At 39.6% G+C, this 19,329-nt stretch carries 23 protein-coding genes and 1 pseudogene; all 24 read left to right on the top strand.

Going from position 1 to position 19,329, the window contains the following annotated elements; genetic code table 11:
• The first annotated feature begins 4 nt into the window (after positions 1–4).
• Positions 5–475 carry a DUF2280 domain-containing protein gene (locus MKL33_RS09150; RefSeq protein WP_000212566.1) on the top strand — a complete coding sequence of 157 codons (471 nt, stop codon included), beginning with the start codon at positions 5–7 and terminating at the stop codon, positions 473–475.
• Entirely contained in the window at positions 465–1,892 is a 1,428-nt protein-coding gene (gene terL, locus MKL33_RS09155; protein ID WP_005135090.1) for a phage terminase large subunit, read from the top strand. Before MKL33_RS09150 ends, terL begins: the two co-directional genes overlap by 11 nt.
• Complete coding sequence (locus MKL33_RS09160; RefSeq protein ID WP_005135092.1) at positions 1,889–3,340, top strand: DUF4055 domain-containing protein; 1,452 nt, start codon at positions 1,889–1,891, stop codon at positions 3,338–3,340. Before terL ends, MKL33_RS09160 begins: the two co-directional genes overlap by 4 nt.
• Position 3,341: 1 nt before the next feature.
• Complete coding sequence (locus tag MKL33_RS09165; RefSeq protein ID WP_005135094.1) at positions 3,342–4,445, top strand: minor capsid protein; 1,104 nt, start codon at positions 3,342–3,344, stop codon at positions 4,443–4,445.
• An 8-nt stretch (positions 4,446–4,453) separates the two neighbouring features.
• Positions 4,454–4,882, top strand: a complete 429-nt coding sequence (locus MKL33_RS09170; protein WP_005135095.1) for a hypothetical protein — start codon at positions 4,454–4,456, stop codon at positions 4,880–4,882.
• Between the two features lie 98 nt (positions 4,883–4,980).
• A complete protein-coding gene (locus MKL33_RS09175; protein WP_270906846.1) occupies positions 4,981–5,223 on the top strand; it encodes a hypothetical protein in 243 nt (80 codons plus the stop codon).
• A gap of 217 nt (positions 5,224–5,440) precedes the next feature.
• On the top strand, positions 5,441–5,632 hold the full coding sequence (locus tag MKL33_RS09180) for a hypothetical protein (protein WP_001139861.1): 192 nt from the start codon (positions 5,441–5,443) through the stop codon (positions 5,630–5,632).
• A gap of 113 nt (positions 5,633–5,745) precedes the next feature.
• Positions 5,746–6,513, top strand: a complete 768-nt coding sequence (locus tag MKL33_RS09185) for a DUF6651 domain-containing protein (protein WP_270906847.1) — start codon at positions 5,746–5,748, stop codon at positions 6,511–6,513.
• A gap of 28 nt (positions 6,514–6,541) precedes the next feature.
• Positions 6,542–7,489 carry a major capsid protein gene (locus MKL33_RS09190; RefSeq protein ID WP_270906848.1) on the top strand — a complete coding sequence of 316 codons (948 nt, stop codon included), beginning with the start codon at positions 6,542–6,544 and terminating at the stop codon, positions 7,487–7,489.
• A gap of 68 nt (positions 7,490–7,557) precedes the next feature.
• A complete protein-coding gene (locus tag MKL33_RS09195; protein ID WP_270906849.1) occupies positions 7,558–8,223 on the top strand; it encodes an Ish1 domain-containing protein in 666 nt (221 codons plus the stop codon).
• A 4-nt stretch (positions 8,224–8,227) separates the two neighbouring features.
• Complete coding sequence (locus MKL33_RS09200; protein ID WP_033855662.1) at positions 8,228–8,617, top strand: hypothetical protein; 390 nt, start codon at positions 8,228–8,230, stop codon at positions 8,615–8,617.
• A complete protein-coding gene (locus tag MKL33_RS09205) occupies positions 8,574–8,987 on the top strand; it encodes a glutamate 5-kinase (RefSeq protein WP_068967804.1) in 414 nt (137 codons plus the stop codon). The genes MKL33_RS09200 and MKL33_RS09205 overlap by 44 nt, the downstream gene beginning before the upstream one ends.
• An 8-nt stretch (positions 8,988–8,995) precedes the next feature.
• Entirely contained in the window at positions 8,996–9,409 is a 414-nt protein-coding gene (locus tag MKL33_RS09210) for a hypothetical protein (RefSeq protein ID WP_033855660.1), read from the top strand.
• Positions 9,375–9,743, top strand: coding sequence for a hypothetical protein (locus tag MKL33_RS09215; RefSeq protein WP_004736755.1), 369 nt, complete (start codon positions 9,375–9,377; stop codon positions 9,741–9,743). Before MKL33_RS09210 ends, MKL33_RS09215 begins: the two co-directional genes overlap by 35 nt.
• Positions 9,744–10,142, top strand: a complete 399-nt coding sequence (locus tag MKL33_RS09220) for a hypothetical protein (protein ID WP_001251835.1) — start codon at positions 9,744–9,746, stop codon at positions 10,140–10,142.
• Positions 10,143–10,259: 117 nt separating this feature from the next.
• A complete protein-coding gene (locus tag MKL33_RS09225) occupies positions 10,260–11,189 on the top strand; it encodes a phage tail tube protein (RefSeq protein WP_000094303.1) in 930 nt (309 codons plus the stop codon).
• A gap of 51 nt (positions 11,190–11,240) precedes the next feature.
• Positions 11,241–11,774, top strand: coding sequence for a hypothetical protein (locus tag MKL33_RS09230; protein WP_270906850.1), 534 nt, complete (start codon positions 11,241–11,243; stop codon positions 11,772–11,774).
• Positions 11,775–12,344: 570 nt separating this feature from the next.
• Positions 12,345–12,524 (top strand): hypothetical protein, encoded by a 180-nt coding sequence (locus MKL33_RS09235; RefSeq protein ID WP_000564460.1) that lies wholly within the window; start codon positions 12,345–12,347, stop codon positions 12,522–12,524.
• Positions 12,491–12,928, top strand: a complete 438-nt coding sequence (locus MKL33_RS09240; protein WP_000503551.1) for a hypothetical protein — start codon at positions 12,491–12,493, stop codon at positions 12,926–12,928. Before MKL33_RS09235 ends, MKL33_RS09240 begins: the two co-directional genes overlap by 34 nt.
• Before the next feature lie 90 nt (positions 12,929–13,018).
• A complete protein-coding gene (locus MKL33_RS09245; protein ID WP_016684837.1) occupies positions 13,019–13,555 on the top strand; it encodes a hypothetical protein in 537 nt (178 codons plus the stop codon).
• A gap of 11 nt (positions 13,556–13,566) precedes the next feature.
• On the top strand, positions 13,567–13,968 hold the full coding sequence (locus tag MKL33_RS09250) for a J517_1871 family lipoprotein (protein ID WP_000758222.1): 402 nt from the start codon (positions 13,567–13,569) through the stop codon (positions 13,966–13,968).
• Between the two features lie 58 nt (positions 13,969–14,026).
• On the top strand, positions 14,027–17,986 hold the full coding sequence (locus tag MKL33_RS09255; protein WP_270906851.1) for a tape measure protein: 3,960 nt from the start codon (positions 14,027–14,029) through the stop codon (positions 17,984–17,986).
• A 436-nt stretch (positions 17,987–18,422) separates the two neighbouring features.
• On the top strand, positions 18,423–18,767 hold the full coding sequence (locus MKL33_RS09260; protein ID WP_270906852.1) for a phage tail protein: 345 nt from the start codon (positions 18,423–18,425) through the stop codon (positions 18,765–18,767).
• A 53-nt stretch (positions 18,768–18,820) separates the two neighbouring features.
• A pseudogene (locus MKL33_RS09265) lies at positions 18,821–19,329 on the top strand (hypothetical protein); the annotation flags it as partial.

Consider the following 19,329-nt stretch of genomic DNA (forward strand, 5'->3'; position numbering starts at 1 on the left):
AGTTATGGCGACACTAAAAGAGCCTGTGAAAATCTTTATAGTTCAGTCTCTTGCTTGTCGTGATACACCTCAAGAAGTGGCTGAACTCGTAAAACAAGAGTTTGGCGTTGATATAGATCGTGTTCAAGTTGCAACTTATGACCCTACAAAAGTTGCTGGTAAAAACTTAAGCAAAAAGTATGTCGAACTATTTGAAAAAACCAGAGATGAGTTTGATAAAGGCTTAATTGATATTCCTATTGCTAACAAGTATTACCGACTGAAGCAATACCAAAGACAGCTTGAGAAGACTAGAAACGTCAAAACAGCCTTAAAAATTCTTGAACAAGCCGCTAAAGATATTGGTGGTCAATTTACTAATCGCCAAGAAATTACAGGCAAAGACGGCGGACCAGTCCAAACAGTTAATTCTGAAATTCCAGTTCCAATGGAAGATTACTTAAAAGCGCGGAGGGAAGTCTTAGATGAGTACTGATGCGGCTCGGGATAAAGCCATCCGAATCGAGGCGCAAGAAGATTTATATTTCTTCACAAGGTACATGTTTAAGGAGCGCCGTGGTTATAAATGGATGCAAAATTGGCACCACTTAGAAATCTGCGAAGCTTTAATGAAAGTTTATCGCGGAGAGATAAAGCGGTTAATTATTAACGTTCCACCACGATATTCTAAAACTGAAATTGCTGTAATTAATTTCATGGCTTGGTGTTTTGGTAAGAATCCAGACTGTGAGTTTATTCATATCAGTTACTCGGCAATGCTTGCCGCAAATAATGCCTTCCAAATACGAACCCTTGTGCAAGAAGAGGCGTATAGAAAAGTCTTTCCCGAGCTTACATTGCGTGATGATAGTAAGGCTAAAGACTTCTGGAGAACTTCCCAAGGTGGTGTCTGCTATGCGACTGGTACAGGCGGCACGATTACCGGTTTTGGTGCAGGAAAACTTCGTAAAGGCTTTGGCGGCTGCATTATTATTGATGACCCGCACAAAGCACATGAAGCTTCATCAAAAACTATTCGAGAAGGGGTAATTGATTGGTTTCAGAACACACTCGAATCGCGTACTAACTCGCCAGATACGCCGATCATTGTGATTATGCAGCGACTTCATGAAGATGATTTAGCTGGATGGTTGCTAGGTGATAGAAAAGACGGCGTTCCTGTAGCTGGTGGTAACGGTGAAGTGTGGGAGCATCTATGTCTTTCAGCTATTCAGGAAGACGGATCCGCACTGTGGCCAGCAAAACACAATATCCAAAAGTTGAAGCAAATGGAGCAAGCTGCTCCGTATGTTTTTGCCGGGCAATATCGTCAAATGCCATCACCGCCAGCAGGCGGTTTTTTTAAGCCTGACAATATTGAAATTGTGGATGCTTTACCTGCTGATGTAGTGAAGCAAGTAAGGGCTTGGGACTTTGGTGCTACTGAGAATGAAGGCGACTTTACTGCAGGTGTTAGAGAAGCTCTTGGTGCAGATGGTTTTACTTACATTGTCGATGTTACAAGAGGACAGCTTGGCCCTGACAATGTAAATAAACGCTTAAAGCAAACCACTGAGCTTGACGGAAAAAACGTAACTGTTCGAATTCCTCAGGACCCTGGTCAAGCAGGGAAATCTCAAGCTCTGGCATTTACAAAACTTCTCAGTGGCTACCATGTGGTTGCAAAACCAGTATCGGGTGACAAGATCACTCGGGCACAGCCTTTTGCCGCTCAAGTAAATGTTGGGAATGTTCGAATGCTTAAAGGTGATTGGAACAAAGCCTTTATTGAAGAACTTCGGAATTTCCCTAATGGAACAAATGACGATCAGGTAGATGGTGGATCTGACGCTTTTAATGAATTACATGAAGGATTTGAAACCTTCTTCGCTGATATGGGATTTGCTCGATGAGTGATGTAACTTTTCAACATGCTGAATATGTTAAAAACTTGCCATACTGGCAAAAACTTGATGATGTTTGTGAAGGTGAAGATGCAGTTAAGGCTAAAGGTGAAAAATATTTGCCGATGCCAAATGCACATGATAAGTCACCTGCAAATAAAAGCGCTTATGAGGCTTATCTTACTCGTGCAGTCTTTTATGAAGTAACAGGGACTACATCAAATAGTTTAGTTGGAGCAGCTTTTGCAACAGATCCAAGTTTTAAATTTCCTCCCGACCTTGCTCATTTAGAACGTAATGCGAATGGAGCCGGTTTAAGTACTTATCAATTGGCTCAAAATGGAATTCGCCACTTATTGAAGCATTATCGTTGCGCTTTATATGTTGATTATCCTGATGTGCCACCAGCTCGTAATCTAGCGGAATTTAAAGCGCAAAAAGCCTATCCAATGATTCATTTATTGAATGCCATAGATGTAGTGAATTGGGATTCAGTAATGGTCGATAACCAGAAAAAACTTTGTCTCGTAGTTATCCGTGAATTTAGGTCTGAGCGCGGTGCTGATGGATTTAGTAAAACCGAACAAGAGCAATATCGTGTACTTCGTTTAGAGCAAGAGGGAAATGGGGAATATATTTATTCCGTTCAGGTGTACACAAAGGGTGAAAAGGGTAACTGGGTTGGCGGAGAGAAGAAGTTTCCAACAGATTACAACGGGAATTTCTGGACCTATATACCTTTTACATTTGTAGGTGCAATTGATAATTCAGAAGAGATTAAAAAGCCACCATTACTTCCTTTGGCTAATCTCAATTTAGCCCATTACAGAGACAGTGCGGACTTTCAAGAGTCCGTTTTTTATATGGGGCAACCTCAATACTATGCGAAGGGTGTTAATTGGGAGTGGTATGACCAAGCCAAGAAACGTGGCATCTACATTGGAGCGAAAGTACTTTTGCCTTTACCTGAAAATGGTGGTCTAGGTATTGTTCAAGCTGATCCTAATACGCTTGCCCGGGAAGCCATGAAAGACAAGTGGGAAAAAATGAAGGAGATGGGGGCACGTTTAATCGAGAAGGGTTCTGGAAGCAAAAAGACTGCTACAGAGGCAAATAGTGATGACGCCGTTCAGCATTCAGTTCTTTCGCTCTGTGTCGTTAATATGAATGAAGGCTTGTCAGCAGCATTACGATGGGCTGCTAAGTTTGTAACGCCTAATGTGGATGTTCTAACTAAAGATGATTTGATGTTCGAAATCAGTCAAGAATTTAACAAACAGGGTTATTTAGCTGAGTTAGCTCGACAGTTATTTGAAGCAGCTCTACAAGGCCGATCTTCATTTAAATCATGGTGGGAATACAACCAAACAGGTATGTTCCCTAAACAAAAATATGAAGAAGAGCTTCAGAATGTTGAAGCAGAGCAAGATGGGACTTTAAATCAAAAGGTAGAGTGAGATGGCAACAGATATCAAAAAACTATTTGAAGCACTCACTCAGCACCAGGCCTATCTTTATCGTGCTTCATCAAAAACGGTAAATGAGTTATTGGCTTTATTCAATGATGATACGAGCAAGATGTTATCTAAGCTTCGGGATTTATTGGATGAGCTTAATGAGTCGGAGAAAGTTGCTTTAGCAGGTGGTAAATATACAACTTCAAATCTCAGGGAAATTAAAGATTTAATTGCCCAGTGGTTTGCTAGTGTAAATACCAGCTTGCCTGAAGCATTCGCCGTCTCTGCTACAGCTTTGGCTGTTTATGAGGCCAATTACGTAGCTAAGCTCTATGGAGCAAAAATTAATAAGCCTGATGGGGAAAAACTATTTTTATCCGCTAAAAAAGTTCCGTTGGCAGGTGGCGCTCTTGTCGATGATCTGCTTTCAAGAATTGCTGAAAGTGCCCGTCAAAAGGTTGAGTATGCAATTCGAGATGGTATTAATTCAGGCAAAACTAACCAAGAAATTGTTCAGCGTATTCGTGGTACCAAACGGCTTAACTATGAAGATGGGATCTTAAATGGTACCAAAACTGATATTGAGCGAACGGTAAGAACTGTGCGAAGTCATGTAGCTAATCAAGCCTATCTAAATAGCTTCAACCAAATTGGCTTTGAATATGTCCGATTTGTTAGCGTTTTAGATGGACGAACTTCTAAGCTTTGCGCTTCATTAGATGGTTCAGTGTGGGAAATAAATGATCCGGCAAAGCGAGTGCCGCCGTTACATCCTAACTGTCGCAGTATCTTGGTTCCGGTCGAGAAGGACGGTCAACTTGTTGGCGAACGGCCATTTGTAATGGACGAACGTAGAGTTAAAGACATCCCCAAAGAAGAGCGAAGCCAGTTAATAGGACAGTTAGATGCCAATACCACTTTTAAAGAATTCTTTAAAAAGACAGATGATTTCTTTCAAAAAGAGTGGCTAGGGCCGAAGCGTTACAAGCTCTATAAGGAAGGAAAATTTGATTTTGAAAAGTTCTTTGATCCTGAAGGCCGTTTCTATAGCTTAGATGATTTGAGAAAGTTGGATGAAAAAGCTTTTAAAAAGTTGGGTCTGTAATTTTTCTTATGTTATATTTTTTAAAACATCAGAATTTATACAATATGAAAACAATAGCTTTTGTATGTCTAACCCTAATTTCCATCACTTGTTTAGCTGAACCAAGTCAAAAATATCTTAAAGAATATGATCGATTGTCTGAAGCTTTGGAGTCAGCAATGGCAAATGCATATTCTTTTGATCCTACAACTGGTCAAGTAAAACAGGCTACTCAAGATTTAGAAGCTAAAAATAATTTATGTAGAGCTGCCCAGGCGAAACTAAACCTCACCACGTTTTTAAAAGACAATTTAGAGGAATCTAAAGAGCTTTATAAATCTATTGATGGTGCAGAGACTCTAGATAAAAATTATCTTAGTGGACAACAGCAGGAACAACAAAATCTCGTTTCAAATTTGAAAAAAGACCTTGTTGGAACTGGATTTAACTGTGAGTAATTATTGCCGATTACAGGTAATTCTAAACTCACTTAAGACACAATTTTCACCTATATAAGCGCCCAAATGGCGCTTTTGTCATTTATGGAGTTTGGCTTATGAGTGAATCAAAAGTTAGACATTTGGTACTTAAAAGAGTTTCAGATAAATCTCCTCATCTTGCTCTTTGTGACGAGGAAACAGGTATTCCATTAGCTGGATTAACCGCTGTAAAAATGAATTGTAGTGTTTTTGAGGGTCCAGCGACTATCACGGCAACATTTGATGTAGGTGGTCCTCAAGGCATCCGCTTAGTTGGTGATGAACCTAGACAAAAGGTTTGGGGTGCAAAGGAAACGTAGCGAAAGGTACTACAAATGCCTGAAAAGCAAATCAATATGTCAGATGCTCAATATATTCTGAGCACAAAATGAATTCTGGTGCCATTTCTTCAAATTAAGGTTTCAAGCCATGGCAATTTATGGTTTTACTTTTGAAAGATTAAAAGCAATTGCACTCATCAAATAGAACTTAATTTTTAACCATAGCACCTTCGGGTGCTTTTTTTGCGAGAAGAAAATGCCAAGCCCTATTATCCAATATTTCCAATATGAACATTTACCTGAACATTTGCAGCAAGTTAGTAAGCCAATTGGTGATTTAGCTCGGCAAATGGATGAGCAACTTCCTGACGGGCCTGAAAAATCCACAGGATTAAGAAAGCTACTTGAAGCAAAAGATGCATTTGTACGCCAAGCTTTAAGTAAATAATCATTTATAGAAATGAAGCGTCCTAAAGGGCGCTTTTTTATTGCCTGCCGAAAGCGGATGCTAACGGCGAATCCGGGCGGATGCCCATTTTGTATATATAGGTTGGATGACCAATGAAACTTAAAACAGTAACAATCGACGGTAAAGTTTATGCGGAAGTAGACGGTGATAAGCCGATCTATATTCATGATGACGGCAAAGAAATGCCACATGATGCACCACACTCGGTAGCAACAATTGCACGCTTAAACAATGAAGCTAAAACACATCGTGAAGCCAAAGAAGCAGCCGAAAAAGCATTAAAAGCTTTTGATGGAATCGAAGACCCAGCGGCAGCTAAAAAGGCATTACAAACAATCCAAAATCTCGACGATAAAAAGCTGGTGGATGCCGGTGAAGTTGAGAAAGTTAAAGCTGAAGCTATCAAAGCAGTTGAGGAAAAATATGCCCCGATTGTTGCGCAACGTGATGCTCTAGAAGCCTCTTTACATAAAGAACTTATCGGCGGTGGTTTTGCTCGTTCTAAGTACATTCAAGACAACATTGCGGTTCCAGTTGATATGGTTCAGGCAACCTTTGGTAATCACTTCAAAATCGAAGAGGGCAAGGTGGTTGCATATGATCCGAATGGCGAAAAGATTTATTCACGTGTTCGCCCTGGTGAACTTGCAAATGTTGATGAAGCTTTAGAGTCCTTGGTTGGCGGATACCAGCATAAAGACTTAATCCTTAAAGGTGGTAAAGGAAATGGCGGTGGTTTCCAAAGTGGGGGCAAAGGTGGAGCACCTGCAGGTATGAAGCGCAGCGAGATGTCAGTATCTCAAAGAGCCGATTACATCAAAGAACATGGCCAAGAATCCTTCTTAAAACTACCGAACTAATCATTAAATATTTTGGAGATAAGCAGTTATGACTACAACTGTTAATAGCGACATGATCATCTACAACCAATTGGCTCAAACTGCTTATTTAGAGCGTTTGCAAGACAATTTGAATGTCTTTAACCAAGCTTCAAACGGAGCAATTATCTACCGTAACGAAATTATTGAAGGTGATTTCAATAAAGAAGCTTTCTATAAAGTTGGTGGTAGTATCAAACATCGTGATGTGAATTCAACGGCCAAAGTGGTTCCTGAGAAAATTGGTTCTGGTGAGTCTGTAGGTGTGAAAATCCCATATAAATATGGTCCTTATGCTTCTACTGAAGAAGCATTTAAGCGCCGTGCTCGCACACCTGAAGAGTTCGCAATGATCCTTGGTTATGATTTAGCAGATGCTTTAGTTGCAGGACGTTTACAGTACAGCTTAGCCTCATTAAAAGCCGCTATTTCTAGCAACATTGATATGGTTGCAAAAGGCAGTATCGCTGTGGATGGACGTAAAGCATTAACACGCGGTATGCGTAAGTTTGGCGATAAGTTTGGCCGTATTAGTTTATGGGTAATGAACTCTGACACCTACTTCGATATCGTAGATGATGCAATCACTAAGCAGATTTATGGCGAATCTGAAATCGTTATCTATGGTGGTTTACCGGGTACCTTAGGTAAGCCGGTATTGGTTACTGATGCCGTAGGTGATGATGATGCATTTGGTTTGCAAATGGGAGCCGTTACTGTCACCGAATCACAAGTACCAGGTTTCCGAGCATATGACATTAATGATGAAGAAAACTTGGGTATTGGTATGCGTGCTGAAGGTACATTTAACCTAGATATTCTTGGTTATAGCTGGGATACAACCAAAGGCATTAATCCTGATCTTTCTTTACTGGGTTCAAGTTCAAACTGGCTGAAACATGCGACCAGCAACAAAATGACGGCTGGTACATTGTTAGATTTGTCTGGTACTCCTTAATACTTTAAACATCTAATTTTATTGGAGGGCTATTAAGCCCTCTTTTTTATTATTAAGAGAAAAGCATCATGAAATTAATCTATACGCGAATTGCCGCAGCAGCAGCTTTAGAAGTCGGGACTGTTGCAAACCCTGACTATTATGAATATCCAAATCGTAGTGCTGAAGAAGTAATCATTTATGGTGACTATCCAAAAATCCAAAATGACTATGAAGCTTTGGATATTCCAGTTGAAGTTCGTAAGTTGGAAGAGCCACAAAAAACGACTTTGGCCACGGTAAATGTCGAGGTAGGAGTCACCCCTGAACTTCAAACTGTGATTGATGATGCAAAAGCTGAGTGTGAAAAGGTAGTTGAAGAAAACACTCAGCTTAAGCAGAAAATTGCCATCTTAGAGCAGGCCGGCAGCAACCAGTCAGAGTTGTTATCTGAGAATTCACGATTAAAAGATGCAGCAGTCTTAGCAGATAAAGCTCTCAAAGATGCTGAAGCTCAAGTGGTCGGTATAAAAACTGAATTTGAAGCTTTTAAAAACGATATTCCCGCAATGCAAGCACGTATTGTTGAATTGGAAGCTGGAAAATCGGCAGAAAACCCAGCTACAGAAACGGCAGCTAATGATTTTGAAAACTGGTCAAATGATCAATTAAAAGAGTATTTGGCTAGTAAAAATATTGGTTACAAGCCGTCAGCAACAAAAGCAGAACTTCTTAAATTAATCCCTAAGGAATAATGCAATGAGCTTTATTACTGTAGATGACGCAAATTCAATTTTGGGCAGCGATTTTGCACCAGACAGTGATAAAGCTCGTCTGGTTCAACTTGCAAATGTTTGGATGAAAAACAAAATAGGTTTTGTGCCAGATCCAATTGATCCACTTCTTAAAGATGCTGCATGTGAAATTATCAAAGGAATTCTGGCCAAAGTAATTTATAACGGCAAAGAGCAGTTGCTTAAACGAAAGAAAGTTAAAGCTGATTCAGTCGAATCTGAAAAAGAGTATCAAGAAGGTACTGAAGCGATTTCTAGCTTTGAACAGATAGCAATTGATTATATTGATTCGCTTGATTTGAAAGATCCAAATGCAAGTTTTAATGGCTTTGGCATACCACTTTACAGGGCATGATATGGGCTTACGTGACGAAATTCAGGCAGACATTGCTGAAGCATTTAATGATGATTTGGCGGACGCCGTTCATACCTTTACATGTGAGCGGGTTGTAAGCACAAAGTGGAATCCTAAAACGAATACTTCTGAAAATGTAATTGAGCATTATAAAGGGAGAGGCGTTTTGTTTGGTTCGTATAACCAATATGAGATTTTAACACTTGGAGTATTGGCAACAGATAAAAAAGCTATTGTGCTGCAGAATGAAGTTACCAAAGAGCCAATGATTGATGATGAATGGAGTACGGCGCAAGGTACCTTTCGAATCATGCATATTAAACAGGACCCAATTGGTGCAAGTTGGAAATGTCAGCTTCGAAAAGTATAGGGACTTAAATGATTAATCTTGATTATGTTCCTGAGTGGTACATTTCACCGTTTCAACATGTCAAATATGCACTTGCTAGAAATCAAATACATATGGATTTGTTATTTGAAGATATGGGCAAAGCTGATCAATTTTTAGATATGGGGGCAGATGCTCAGGTTAGTTCTTATTCAGACGGCGCTTATGCAATTGTCCAAATTGGTGATACAGCGGATAAGGACCAAATACAAGTTTATGGATTGCTTTTACATGAGGCTGTTCATATCTGGCAAATAGTAAAACGGCGAATGGGTGAGCGCGAGCCGAGTGTAGAGTTTGAAGCGTATTCGATTCAAGCGATCGCTCAAGACCTTTTTGAAATGTTCGAAGCAAGTGAGGTTAAAAAACATGGGGTGGAAGGGAGCAAGGCCGAGCAGCTTTAGTTTTGAAGTTGAGAAACAGGCAGATGAGCATGTAAAAAAAATCACCATGGATACAGTGCAATCACTCGTTGTTTCAAGTCCTGTCGATACAGGTGCTTATCGAGCTTCACATATTGTTTCTATTGGATCTGGTGATTACGGTGTGCGAGAGCCTTCTACTAATGCATTGCAAGATGCTGCGATTCAAGCTGTGAAATTTAAACTTGGTAGTTTGATCTATATTCAAAACAACCAGCCCTATGCTGAGCGCTTAGAGAATGGTTGGTCTGATCAAGCTCCGTTGGGTATCTACAGCACAACGTTTACTTACATTACTCAAAAGTATGGTGGCTAAATGGCAATGACTTTAGAGGAAGCTAGGCAAGCAATAGTCGACCGTATGATGAGCTTCACAGGAATTTCTCAAGACAGAATTAAATATCCAAATGCTCCAGGCTTTACGGTACCAACTAAAGGTTTATGGTGTAGTTTGACAATTAAATGGGGGCCAAGTTTCATTGCTGGATTAGCTGATAAGCCTTGCACTCGCCGCACAGGAAATATCCTGATCCAATGCTTTGCAAGACCGAATACTGGAGACGAGGAAATAACTGTATTAAGTGTTGAATTGCTTTCCCATTTTGAATATTTCAGATTCGAGCATTTAGAATGTTTTCAGGGTCAAACAATAGATGCAGGTAAAGATGGAGATTTTGTGCAGCAGAATGTGACCATTGGATTTACAGTCAATTGATATGAAAGATAGTTACTTAAATTAAATCACACCGCCCAAAAGGCGGTTTTTTTACGCCAAAAATTTAACGGCCACCTTCGGGTGGCTTTTTTTATGCCTAGTTAGGAGTAATAAGCCATGTCGAGTGGTGCGCGTCAGATAACGCAAATTGCAAGAGAAACAACGGTAGGTGTAACACCGACACCGTTTGCTCGGACTACATTTGAATTTACAGATAACGGCTTGGATGCAACAGTTTCTAAAGAAGAGTCAAAGTCTATCACTAGCGGGCGCATTGCTCGCTCATCAATGATTACAGGCGCAGAATATGCCGGTGAATTAAAGTGTGAGGCAAAATATAGCCAACTTGTGCAAGATTTAATGGCAGCGGCAGCCTTTAATAGCTGGTCATCCAATGTCCTTACTTTTGGTGGGGCACTTCGCCAAACATTCTCAGTACTTCGCGGCTTTGAAGACGTAAATGATTACCACGTTTTCCGAGGTTGTCATGTAAATACCTTTAGTATTGAAATTCCTGAAGCAGGCTTAATTTCGATGGCATTTGGCCTAATGGCTTTAGGTCGAACTAACTTCTCAACACCACCCGCTGGGGCAGTAACTCCAGCAGATAACAGTCCTAAGCTATCTAATGTTTCTGTTGGTGAAATCTTACTTGATGGGGTATCACAAGCAGGTATCTCTTGCTTGACGCAATTCTCATTCAAATGGGATAACACTATGAAGTTGCAAAAATGCTTAGGTGAAGGAATCAATGCTCGAGCTATTTTAGAAACACTAGCAGCCGGCACAGGTTCATTTACTGCTGCATGGTCACGAAATACTTCAGACATGTACGAAAAACAGTTCACCAACACTTCAATTTCATTGAAGGTCCCAATTACAGACACTTTGGGTAATTCTTACGAAATTTTTATTCCTAAAGCTGAAATTACAGCACCATTACCGAGTGGTGGAAACAGCGACATTTTAAATGCTTCATTTGAATATAAGGTAGTTGAAGAATCGCCAATCATTACCCGTATTCCAGCACCAAACCCAAATCCTTAATTTAATTTTACTGATGGCAGCCTTTATGGCTGCTTTTTTTTGGAGTAGAAAATGGCTTTAAAAGTAACCATTCAAACAAGCAAAACTGTCAGTAAATGGCGAGAATATACGGACACGGAAGGAAATGTACTAGCTGAGTTTAAAATTCGTGGATCTGGATATAAGCCGTATCAAGTGGCATTAGAGCGTGCGAATAATCAGATTACCACTAAAGGGTATGATGTAAGTAAGGCTAGTAAAGACGATAAGCTTTACCACGAATTACTTCTCGAAGCTGCTGCATGTCATCTAATAGAAGACTGGAAAGGCGTAGTTTTTGGAGAAAAGATAGACGGCGGTGAATTGGTTGAAACTGAACCAGAGTATTCTCATGAAAATGCGACGAAGCTACTCAATATGGGTGATATTGGCATTTCAATTTGGCTATACCTAAAGCAAGAAGCTGAAGATATCCAGAAAGAAGCTGATTCATATAAGGATGAAGTCGTGGGAAAGTCCTCCAACTCTACAACTGGTGCAAGTTCAACTCAGAAGAAGAAGCGAGCGACTACAACGCGAAGCAAGCAGCGATCGCAAAAGCCTTAAATCTTCAAGCTGCCAAGGTCATTGAGAAACCCGAGTATTCTTATACATCAAATGCGATTCTTTCTGCTTATAACGTTATTTCACGGTCTAGGCGATATGAGCAAGGGATTCCGCTGTCTTTGGATATTTCGGCTATCTCCGCATACTGTGAGCACTATGAATTACCAGTAGACAGAGACATCTTTAATGATTGTATTTTTGCTATCGATAACTTGTTTTTAGACGAGTCGCAAATGAAGTTTAAGGCGAAAAAATAAAACGTTTAAGGTTTTATTTCTTAAAACAAAATCGAGTGCGGGGTATTTTAAGGAATGCACAATATACCGCACTTTTAGCATAGTTTTTCTAAAATTCTAAAAAGTTATCTTTTTTAAGTTGTTGAATTATAATAAATTAAACTTTAAGGTTAAGGGTTTAAGAATGTAATTTCTAATTGACATAGATGTCATTAAGAAATATTATATTTTCAATAGTAAATGTTATTAGCCATAGTTTGAATTGAAAGTACTGCTAATAATGATATTACTTTTATTTTAGAATTATTTATCTAATCCGTATTTGGAGATTTTCATGATCGATTGCGCTGTGGTTCATCCCGCAACAATCCATGCGGACAAAAATCATCATTTAGGTGTTGATATTCAGCATCTTATTGCCCTAACTAAGCAAAAATCGTATAAAATGCCTTCAGGATTAACTCGTGAAGAAAGAAGAGCATGGGCGAAGAAAGTTCAACAAACGACGGATTAGAAAAATCCACTTCTAACACTGACTCAATAAAGCCTTTTTACACTGCAATACTTAGTGATGAGTTTTTGTATTATTACGATAATGTTTTCACTGATGAAAAATTAGACTTGATTGATGATTTTTTAGAACATTATGAACAGAATGGCTTAACAGGTTGGAAGGGTAAAATTTCACCTTCTTGGAAAGTTCCTGAGTGTTACCAAGATCATAAAGAAAGAGCTAAATATGCTCAGGAGATGGATCTTTGGCATGCTCATATTGGTTTACCATCTTGGCAAACCAGAAAAGGTGCAAATTATTCTACATCTGATCAGGTTTTACATTTTCAAAGAACTAGTAAAACTGAAATCTTTGTTTTATCAATTAGTAAGCACAATCCAATGGATTTGCCTGATATTGAATGATAGAAACCACCTTCGGGTGGTTTTGCTTTATGTGACATTTAGTAACCAGTTTGTTAAAGTTAGTACACTTTATAACAAATGGATTACATTATGAAAAAGTTTTTAATGGCGGGATTTCTTGGATTCGGCTTGGTAGGGTGCTCAACTACCATGCCTATTAACTATATAGCTTCTCCTTCGATCCGCGGGCAAGGAGAGATTGCAGTTGGGCGATTCCAATACACACCTGCTCAACAAGGTTTAGTTAAAAAAAATGAATTTCAAAAGCCATCTGCTGCGATTGGAACAATGTATATGTCTGATAATGCTGATGCACTGTTAAAATCTTCCTTAACAAAAGAATTAATAGCAGCTGGGTTTAACCCAAATGACAATGCGGAAATAACAATAAATGGGGACATAAAGCAATTTCTGTATGACTGGATTGGATTTGTTGAAGTAGATTTCTATTTAGATGTGGAATATACAGTAACTAAAAATGATCAAGTTATTTATAAGAAAATAATTAAGACTCACAAGGCTTCACCTAAGGCAATGGGCGGTACAGACTCCGAAGCTGTTCGTTCGGCAATATCAACTAATATTGGTGAGTTATTGCAAGACTTGAAAAGTCAAAAAATTATTTGAGGCAGAATGAGATGAAGAAGGTTGTTTTATTGAGTTTGGTTCTAGGTTTGGGAGGCTGTGCAGCCACAACAGATATGATGAATAATCAATACATGTCTGTAATACCAACATCAACGGATCTCAATGGCTTTTGGACGGGCAATAATGGCCCATACGCTGTGACTTACTCATTCAATAAAGATGGCACTGGTCTAATGTGTTCCAGTTGGAATGGTAAAGATTCTATTGAAAAGCTAAAAGTAAATGGTAATGAAATTATTGTTCAATCAGGGTTAAAGCAAACGATTAAAAGTAAAACTGACTCTAAACTTGAGTTAAAAGTTAACTACTATGGTGGAGGTAGTTACCAGTACAGCCCAGATCCAAACTTACAAAATGCATCGCCATATTGTGAGAAAGCACTGAGAAATTAATTCAAATTAAACAATTAACCCGCGAAAGCGGGTTTTTTATTGCCTAGAGGAAAGTAAGATGGCACAAGAATCCCGTTTGGTCATTGTAATTGATGCTAAAAATGCAGAACGAAATGCGCGCAATCTAGGCAATGAGTTGGATAGCATTGAGCGCAAAGGCGACTTTGCAAGTAAATCAATGGATAGTTTGTCTGTGGCAACGCGCCAACTTGCTGGCTACATGGCTGGATTGGTTACTGTAAGTGCTGCCATTAATAGAATGGATCTCTATACAGGCATAAACAATAAATTGAAATTGGTGACAAATAACCAAGAAGAACTAAATCGGGCAATGGCTGACACGTTTGATATTGCTCAAAGGTCTGCTTCTTCATGGGGCGCAGTAAATGATGTGTATTCAAAATACATGTCTAATGCCAAGACCTTAAATCTTACACAAGAACAAACTGCAAAACTTACCGAAATTACTTCGAAGGCTGTTGCTATTAGTGGTTCTAATGCCGAATCAGCTTCGGCAGCATTATTCCAATATGGACAAGCTTTAGATGGTGGTGTACTTCGTGCAGAAGAATTTAACAGTCTTGTGGATGGAGCAGGTGGGCTTTTAAATGCCATGGCTAAAGGTCTAGGTGTAACACGTGGCGAACTTCGCCAGATGATGCTAGATGGCAAATTAACTGGAGAAGTAATCACTAAAGCACTACTAAAAGCTGGGGATAGTGTTGATGAACTTTATGGCAAAACAGACAAAACAATTAGTCAATCTCTAGGGATGCTAAGTAATGCTATTACAAAATTCGTAGGTGAAGCAGGTAAAGGATCTGGAACAGCCCAAGTATTATCAGGATCTATTCAAACTCTGGCTGGCAACTTAGATGTCTTAACCTCTGCAATGATGGTTGGTGGTGCTTATTGGCTTGGAACCTACATTCCTGCAATTTATGCCTCAGGTGTTGCTGTAGCTGCAAAAATTAAGGAATTAGCTGCTCAAACAGTTACGCAATATGCTGCAATTCAAGCCGAGCGCGCGGCTGCTGCTCAACAAGTAATTAGCACTCAAGCCGTTGTTGCAAATACCCAAGCGACTTTAGCTGCTATTGCGGCTGAGAAAGCTTTGGAAGTACAGCGATTAAAATCCCAAATCTCTGAAAAAGGCCGTGCTGCTACATTAACTCGTATGGCTGAGTTAAAGAAAATTGAGGCTCAAGTTACAAGAGAATTGGCAGTAGCGGAAGGTGCACTGGCAACGGCTCAGGCTAGATCGGCAGCAGCTGGTGCGGCAAGTGTAGGGATTGGTACACGACTTTTAGGCTTACTAAGTGGTCCTGTTGGTATTGGCATCACAGTAGCAAGTTTAGCAGCCGGATATCTTTTAATGCGAGACAATGGCGATAAAGCCAATGACATGCTTGAGAAGCAATCACGTTATGCAGGCATGGCAGCTGATGAACTCATGAAGCTTGAAGGTGCACAAAAGCGAGCAGCGGAAGGTGAACTGACAAAGCAACTAAGTTTACAGAATGCTCAACTATCTAAATCTCAGAACGAGTTCTTGTTACTTACTCAGTCTATCACTGACAACAATAAGCAAAGTGCTGAAGCTTATCGAATATGGGCAGAATTAAAAACTGGCGTTATTGATGTAAACCAAGCTTTCAATAGATTAAATCAACTTTCGTTCATCAGTTCGGATCAAATTAACCAGCTGGCTGATAGCAAGAAGAAAGTAGATGAAAACTCAAAAGCTGTTAAACAAACAAACGCAGAGTTAAATCAGGTTCGCGCGTCTGGTGCCAATGCAAAAGCAGGTTTCAATGATGTTAGTCAAGGTGCGAAAGGAGCAGTTCAAGACGTAACTGAGCTTAATAAAAAGCTTAAGGACATCAATAAATCACTTGCAGATCGTAAATGGGATGCAGACTTTAAGTCGGTTTTGATCACTAAATATGATAGATCAGCAGAAGAAGCAGAGCTTCTGTTACAGACTTATCGAGAAAACCAGAAAAAAGGTTTTGCAGGCGTCACAGTTGAACAAGACAAAATTATTAAAGGCATTATTAGTCAGGAAAGTGCTCTTGATAATCTTGTAAATAAGGATAAGGAGCGCACTAAAGAGCTTGAAAAACAGCAAAAAGTGCTTTCTGTTAATGCCAAAGTTCAGGCTAATGCTGCAAAGTATGGTTTTGCTGGAATTGAGTCTAAATATAATTTGCCAGCTGGTACTTTGTCTGCGCTACATATGATTGAATCACGTGGCAATGCCAGAGCATATAACAAGACTACTGGTGCTACAGGTGGGTTCCAATTTCTTGAAGGCACAGCTAAGCAATATGGCGTAAAAGACCGATATGATTTAGCTCAGTCTGCCGAAGGTGCTGGAAAGTACATGTCTTATCTTTTAAAGCTCTTCAAGGGGGATTTAGAGAAGGCAGTACGTGCTTATCATGCGGGTGAAGGCAATGTTCAAAAAGGTAAAGGTATTGGCAAGAATAACAACCAATACTGGAAGGATTATCAAGGCTATATGGCTGGTATTAACGGCTATACAGCTGGGGATATTACCTCTAAGGGATTTGATAAATTACTTCAAGACGCTACAAAAATGGCAGAAGATCAGGCTAAATTGCGCCTTCAACTGGAAAACGATGTAGCTGATGAAGTGACCAAGATTAGAAATGATCTTGCTAAGAAGTTGGAAGATGTTGATAAAGCCAACTTTACCCCAGAGCGCAAAGCTGAAATTAAGGCAGAACTTCAAGCCCGTGCTGACAATGATATTGCAATCGCTCAACAAGCGTTAAGAACCAAGTTGGATGACTATAAGCAATTCAACTTGACCGAAGAGCAGTTACTTAAGGAAAGTTTTGATCGTAAGAAATTTTCTGCGGCACACGACATTGAATTAAGTAAGTCTGAGCAGAAGCAAGCTGTTGAATTGCTAGAACAGCAATATCAGGATGAGTTGGAATTAATCAACCTCACAAAGGCAGCACGCCAAGCGTCATATGATCAAGCTAATTTAAAGGCATTGCAGGAGCTAAAACAGGAGCGAGACATTTTAGCAGCACCAATATGGCAAAGAGCTGGACTTTCTTTACAATTTGGAGAAAGAAATGCTCTTTCTGAAAACGACGCCACTCTTATTAATAAGGGTGACGAGGCTAAAATGAAGCTCAAGCGGAAAGAAATTGATCAGCTTGAATACAATAAGCGAATTGAAGATGCTGTTAGGATCCATGAAGAGAACAAATTCAAGATCCAAGAGGAATATGCACAGAAATATCAAGATTTGCAGCAATCACAGCATCAAACTCAGCTTGAATTGTATGGTTCTCTATTGTCACAGGCTTCAACAGTTTGGAGCAGTATGACCGAGATGGTTAAAAGCTCGGCTGGTGAGCAAAGTTCTGCATATAAAGCCATGTTCTTAATGCAGCAGGCGATTGCAATTGGTCAGGCGATAATAAGTACTGAGCTAGCAGCAACAAAAGCCTTAGAGCTTGGCCCTGTTCTAGGTATTCCAGCATCTACTTTAGTTCGTGGAATGGGTTATGCAAGTGTTGGCCTAATTGCAGCACAAACAATCGCTGGTTTCTCAGACGGTGGTTATACAGGAAATGGTCTTAAACATACTCCAGCTGGCATTGTGCATAAAGGTGAAGTTGTTTGGTCGCAAGAAGATATTAAACGTTGGGGAGGAGTGAGTGTTGTTGAATCAATGCGAACTAGCTCACCTAGTGGTTATGCAAATGGAGGTTATGTTTCTAATAATACTAGTGAAGCTATAGCAGCCCGACGGGAGGCACGACAATTTGATGCGATTAGTTCTGGAAGAATTGAGAAGTCTCAACCCACGGTGACCATTATCAATCAGACTTCGGAAAAAGTGGATGCTACCTCTGAATGGGATGGTAAGGAGTTAACAGTTATCTTAAAAGAGTATCAGAAACAAAATGAGGCAATGGTGGATGCAAAGATTGAAAAACGATTGCGAATGTCCAAACGACAGGGATGGTAAAGAAATCACATTGCTACCATCATAAATTAGCTTGAATCCACTCGAATGAGTGGGTTTTTCATTTTGTGTTTTAGCCCATTCGCCCAGGATATCCAAGGGGGAAATTTAAGAGCGAGAAAAACAGAACAATATAATAGGGGCTTTTTTAGCACCTTTTATATTTTTACGTACAAAAAACCCTCGACTGCAATCGAGGGTTTTTTGTTTTCCATCACTCGCGAAAGTATGAAAAGAGATGAATCTATATGGAATATTTTAAACCAATAGTGGAGCTTCTGAAAGTGTCTATTGAAAAGTATGGTTTATGGCAGACAATTCTCGCCTTTTTAACATTATTTTCTATACCAATTCTATTATGGAAATTACCCGAAATCATTGCTGCAATTAAAGCTTAAAACCGACCCAAAATGAGGTCGGTTTTTAATGGATTCAATTTATGAGCGACCTTAAATTCACATTTGAATGTGACTTAGATGGCAATAGTAATACCCAGCGCTTTAATACGTTATCAAGCAAATTTGGTGATGGGTATGAACAAAACATTGCTGTAGGTATCAATAACCGATCTGGTGAATGGACTTATCAAAGAACGGCTTATAAAGCTGAAATTATGCAAATCAAAGCATTCTTCGATCAGCACAAGGGCGCGGAATCATTTCTGTGGGATTCGCCGTTAGACGGTGAAGTCCGTGTAAAAACAAGTCCTGAATATCAACCCCGTTGTTTGGGAGGTGATGTTTGGCAAATCTCAACGACATTCACCCAAGTTTTTTACCCTTAATTTAAACCCCTTTAAAGCCCCTTTTTAGGGGCTTTTTTTATGCGAGTAAGAAAATGACGATTCAAACAGTAAATCTTGGCACAGCGCCTACTGGCGCAGGCGGTGATACTTTCCGCTCTACTGGCGCAAAAATTAATGAAAACTTTACAAATAACACTCATGCAGCTAGTCGTTATGTTGGTACAGCTACAGGCAATGTGATGGAGGTTGGCGCTTTTGGAGTTGGAAAGTCAATTCGATTAGGTAGTCAAAAATTATCAACATTGAGGGGAAATGGTAATGCCTTTTATTGGCAAAATAATGGTGATAATGTTTCAAGTGCTGGAGACTATCCTGACAATAGTTCTCAGGCAATTATTAATTTAGATCTTAACGACTCAACTGATGCTTGTGCGCAATTAAGCATAACGCATAACTCCGATTTTTATGTCAGGTCTGTAAACTGGAATGTAAATACGTTTCAGCCGTGGCGTAAAATCTTGTCATCAAAAAATACAACTGTGGATGCAAATGGTTTCATTAAGTCAGCATCACCCGTTGTTAAATTGTTTGCAGATAAAAT

The organism is Acinetobacter sp. AOR43_HL (assembly GCF_027854635.1).
GTDB classification, from domain to species: Bacteria; Pseudomonadota; Gammaproteobacteria; order Pseudomonadales; family Moraxellaceae; genus Acinetobacter; species Acinetobacter pittii.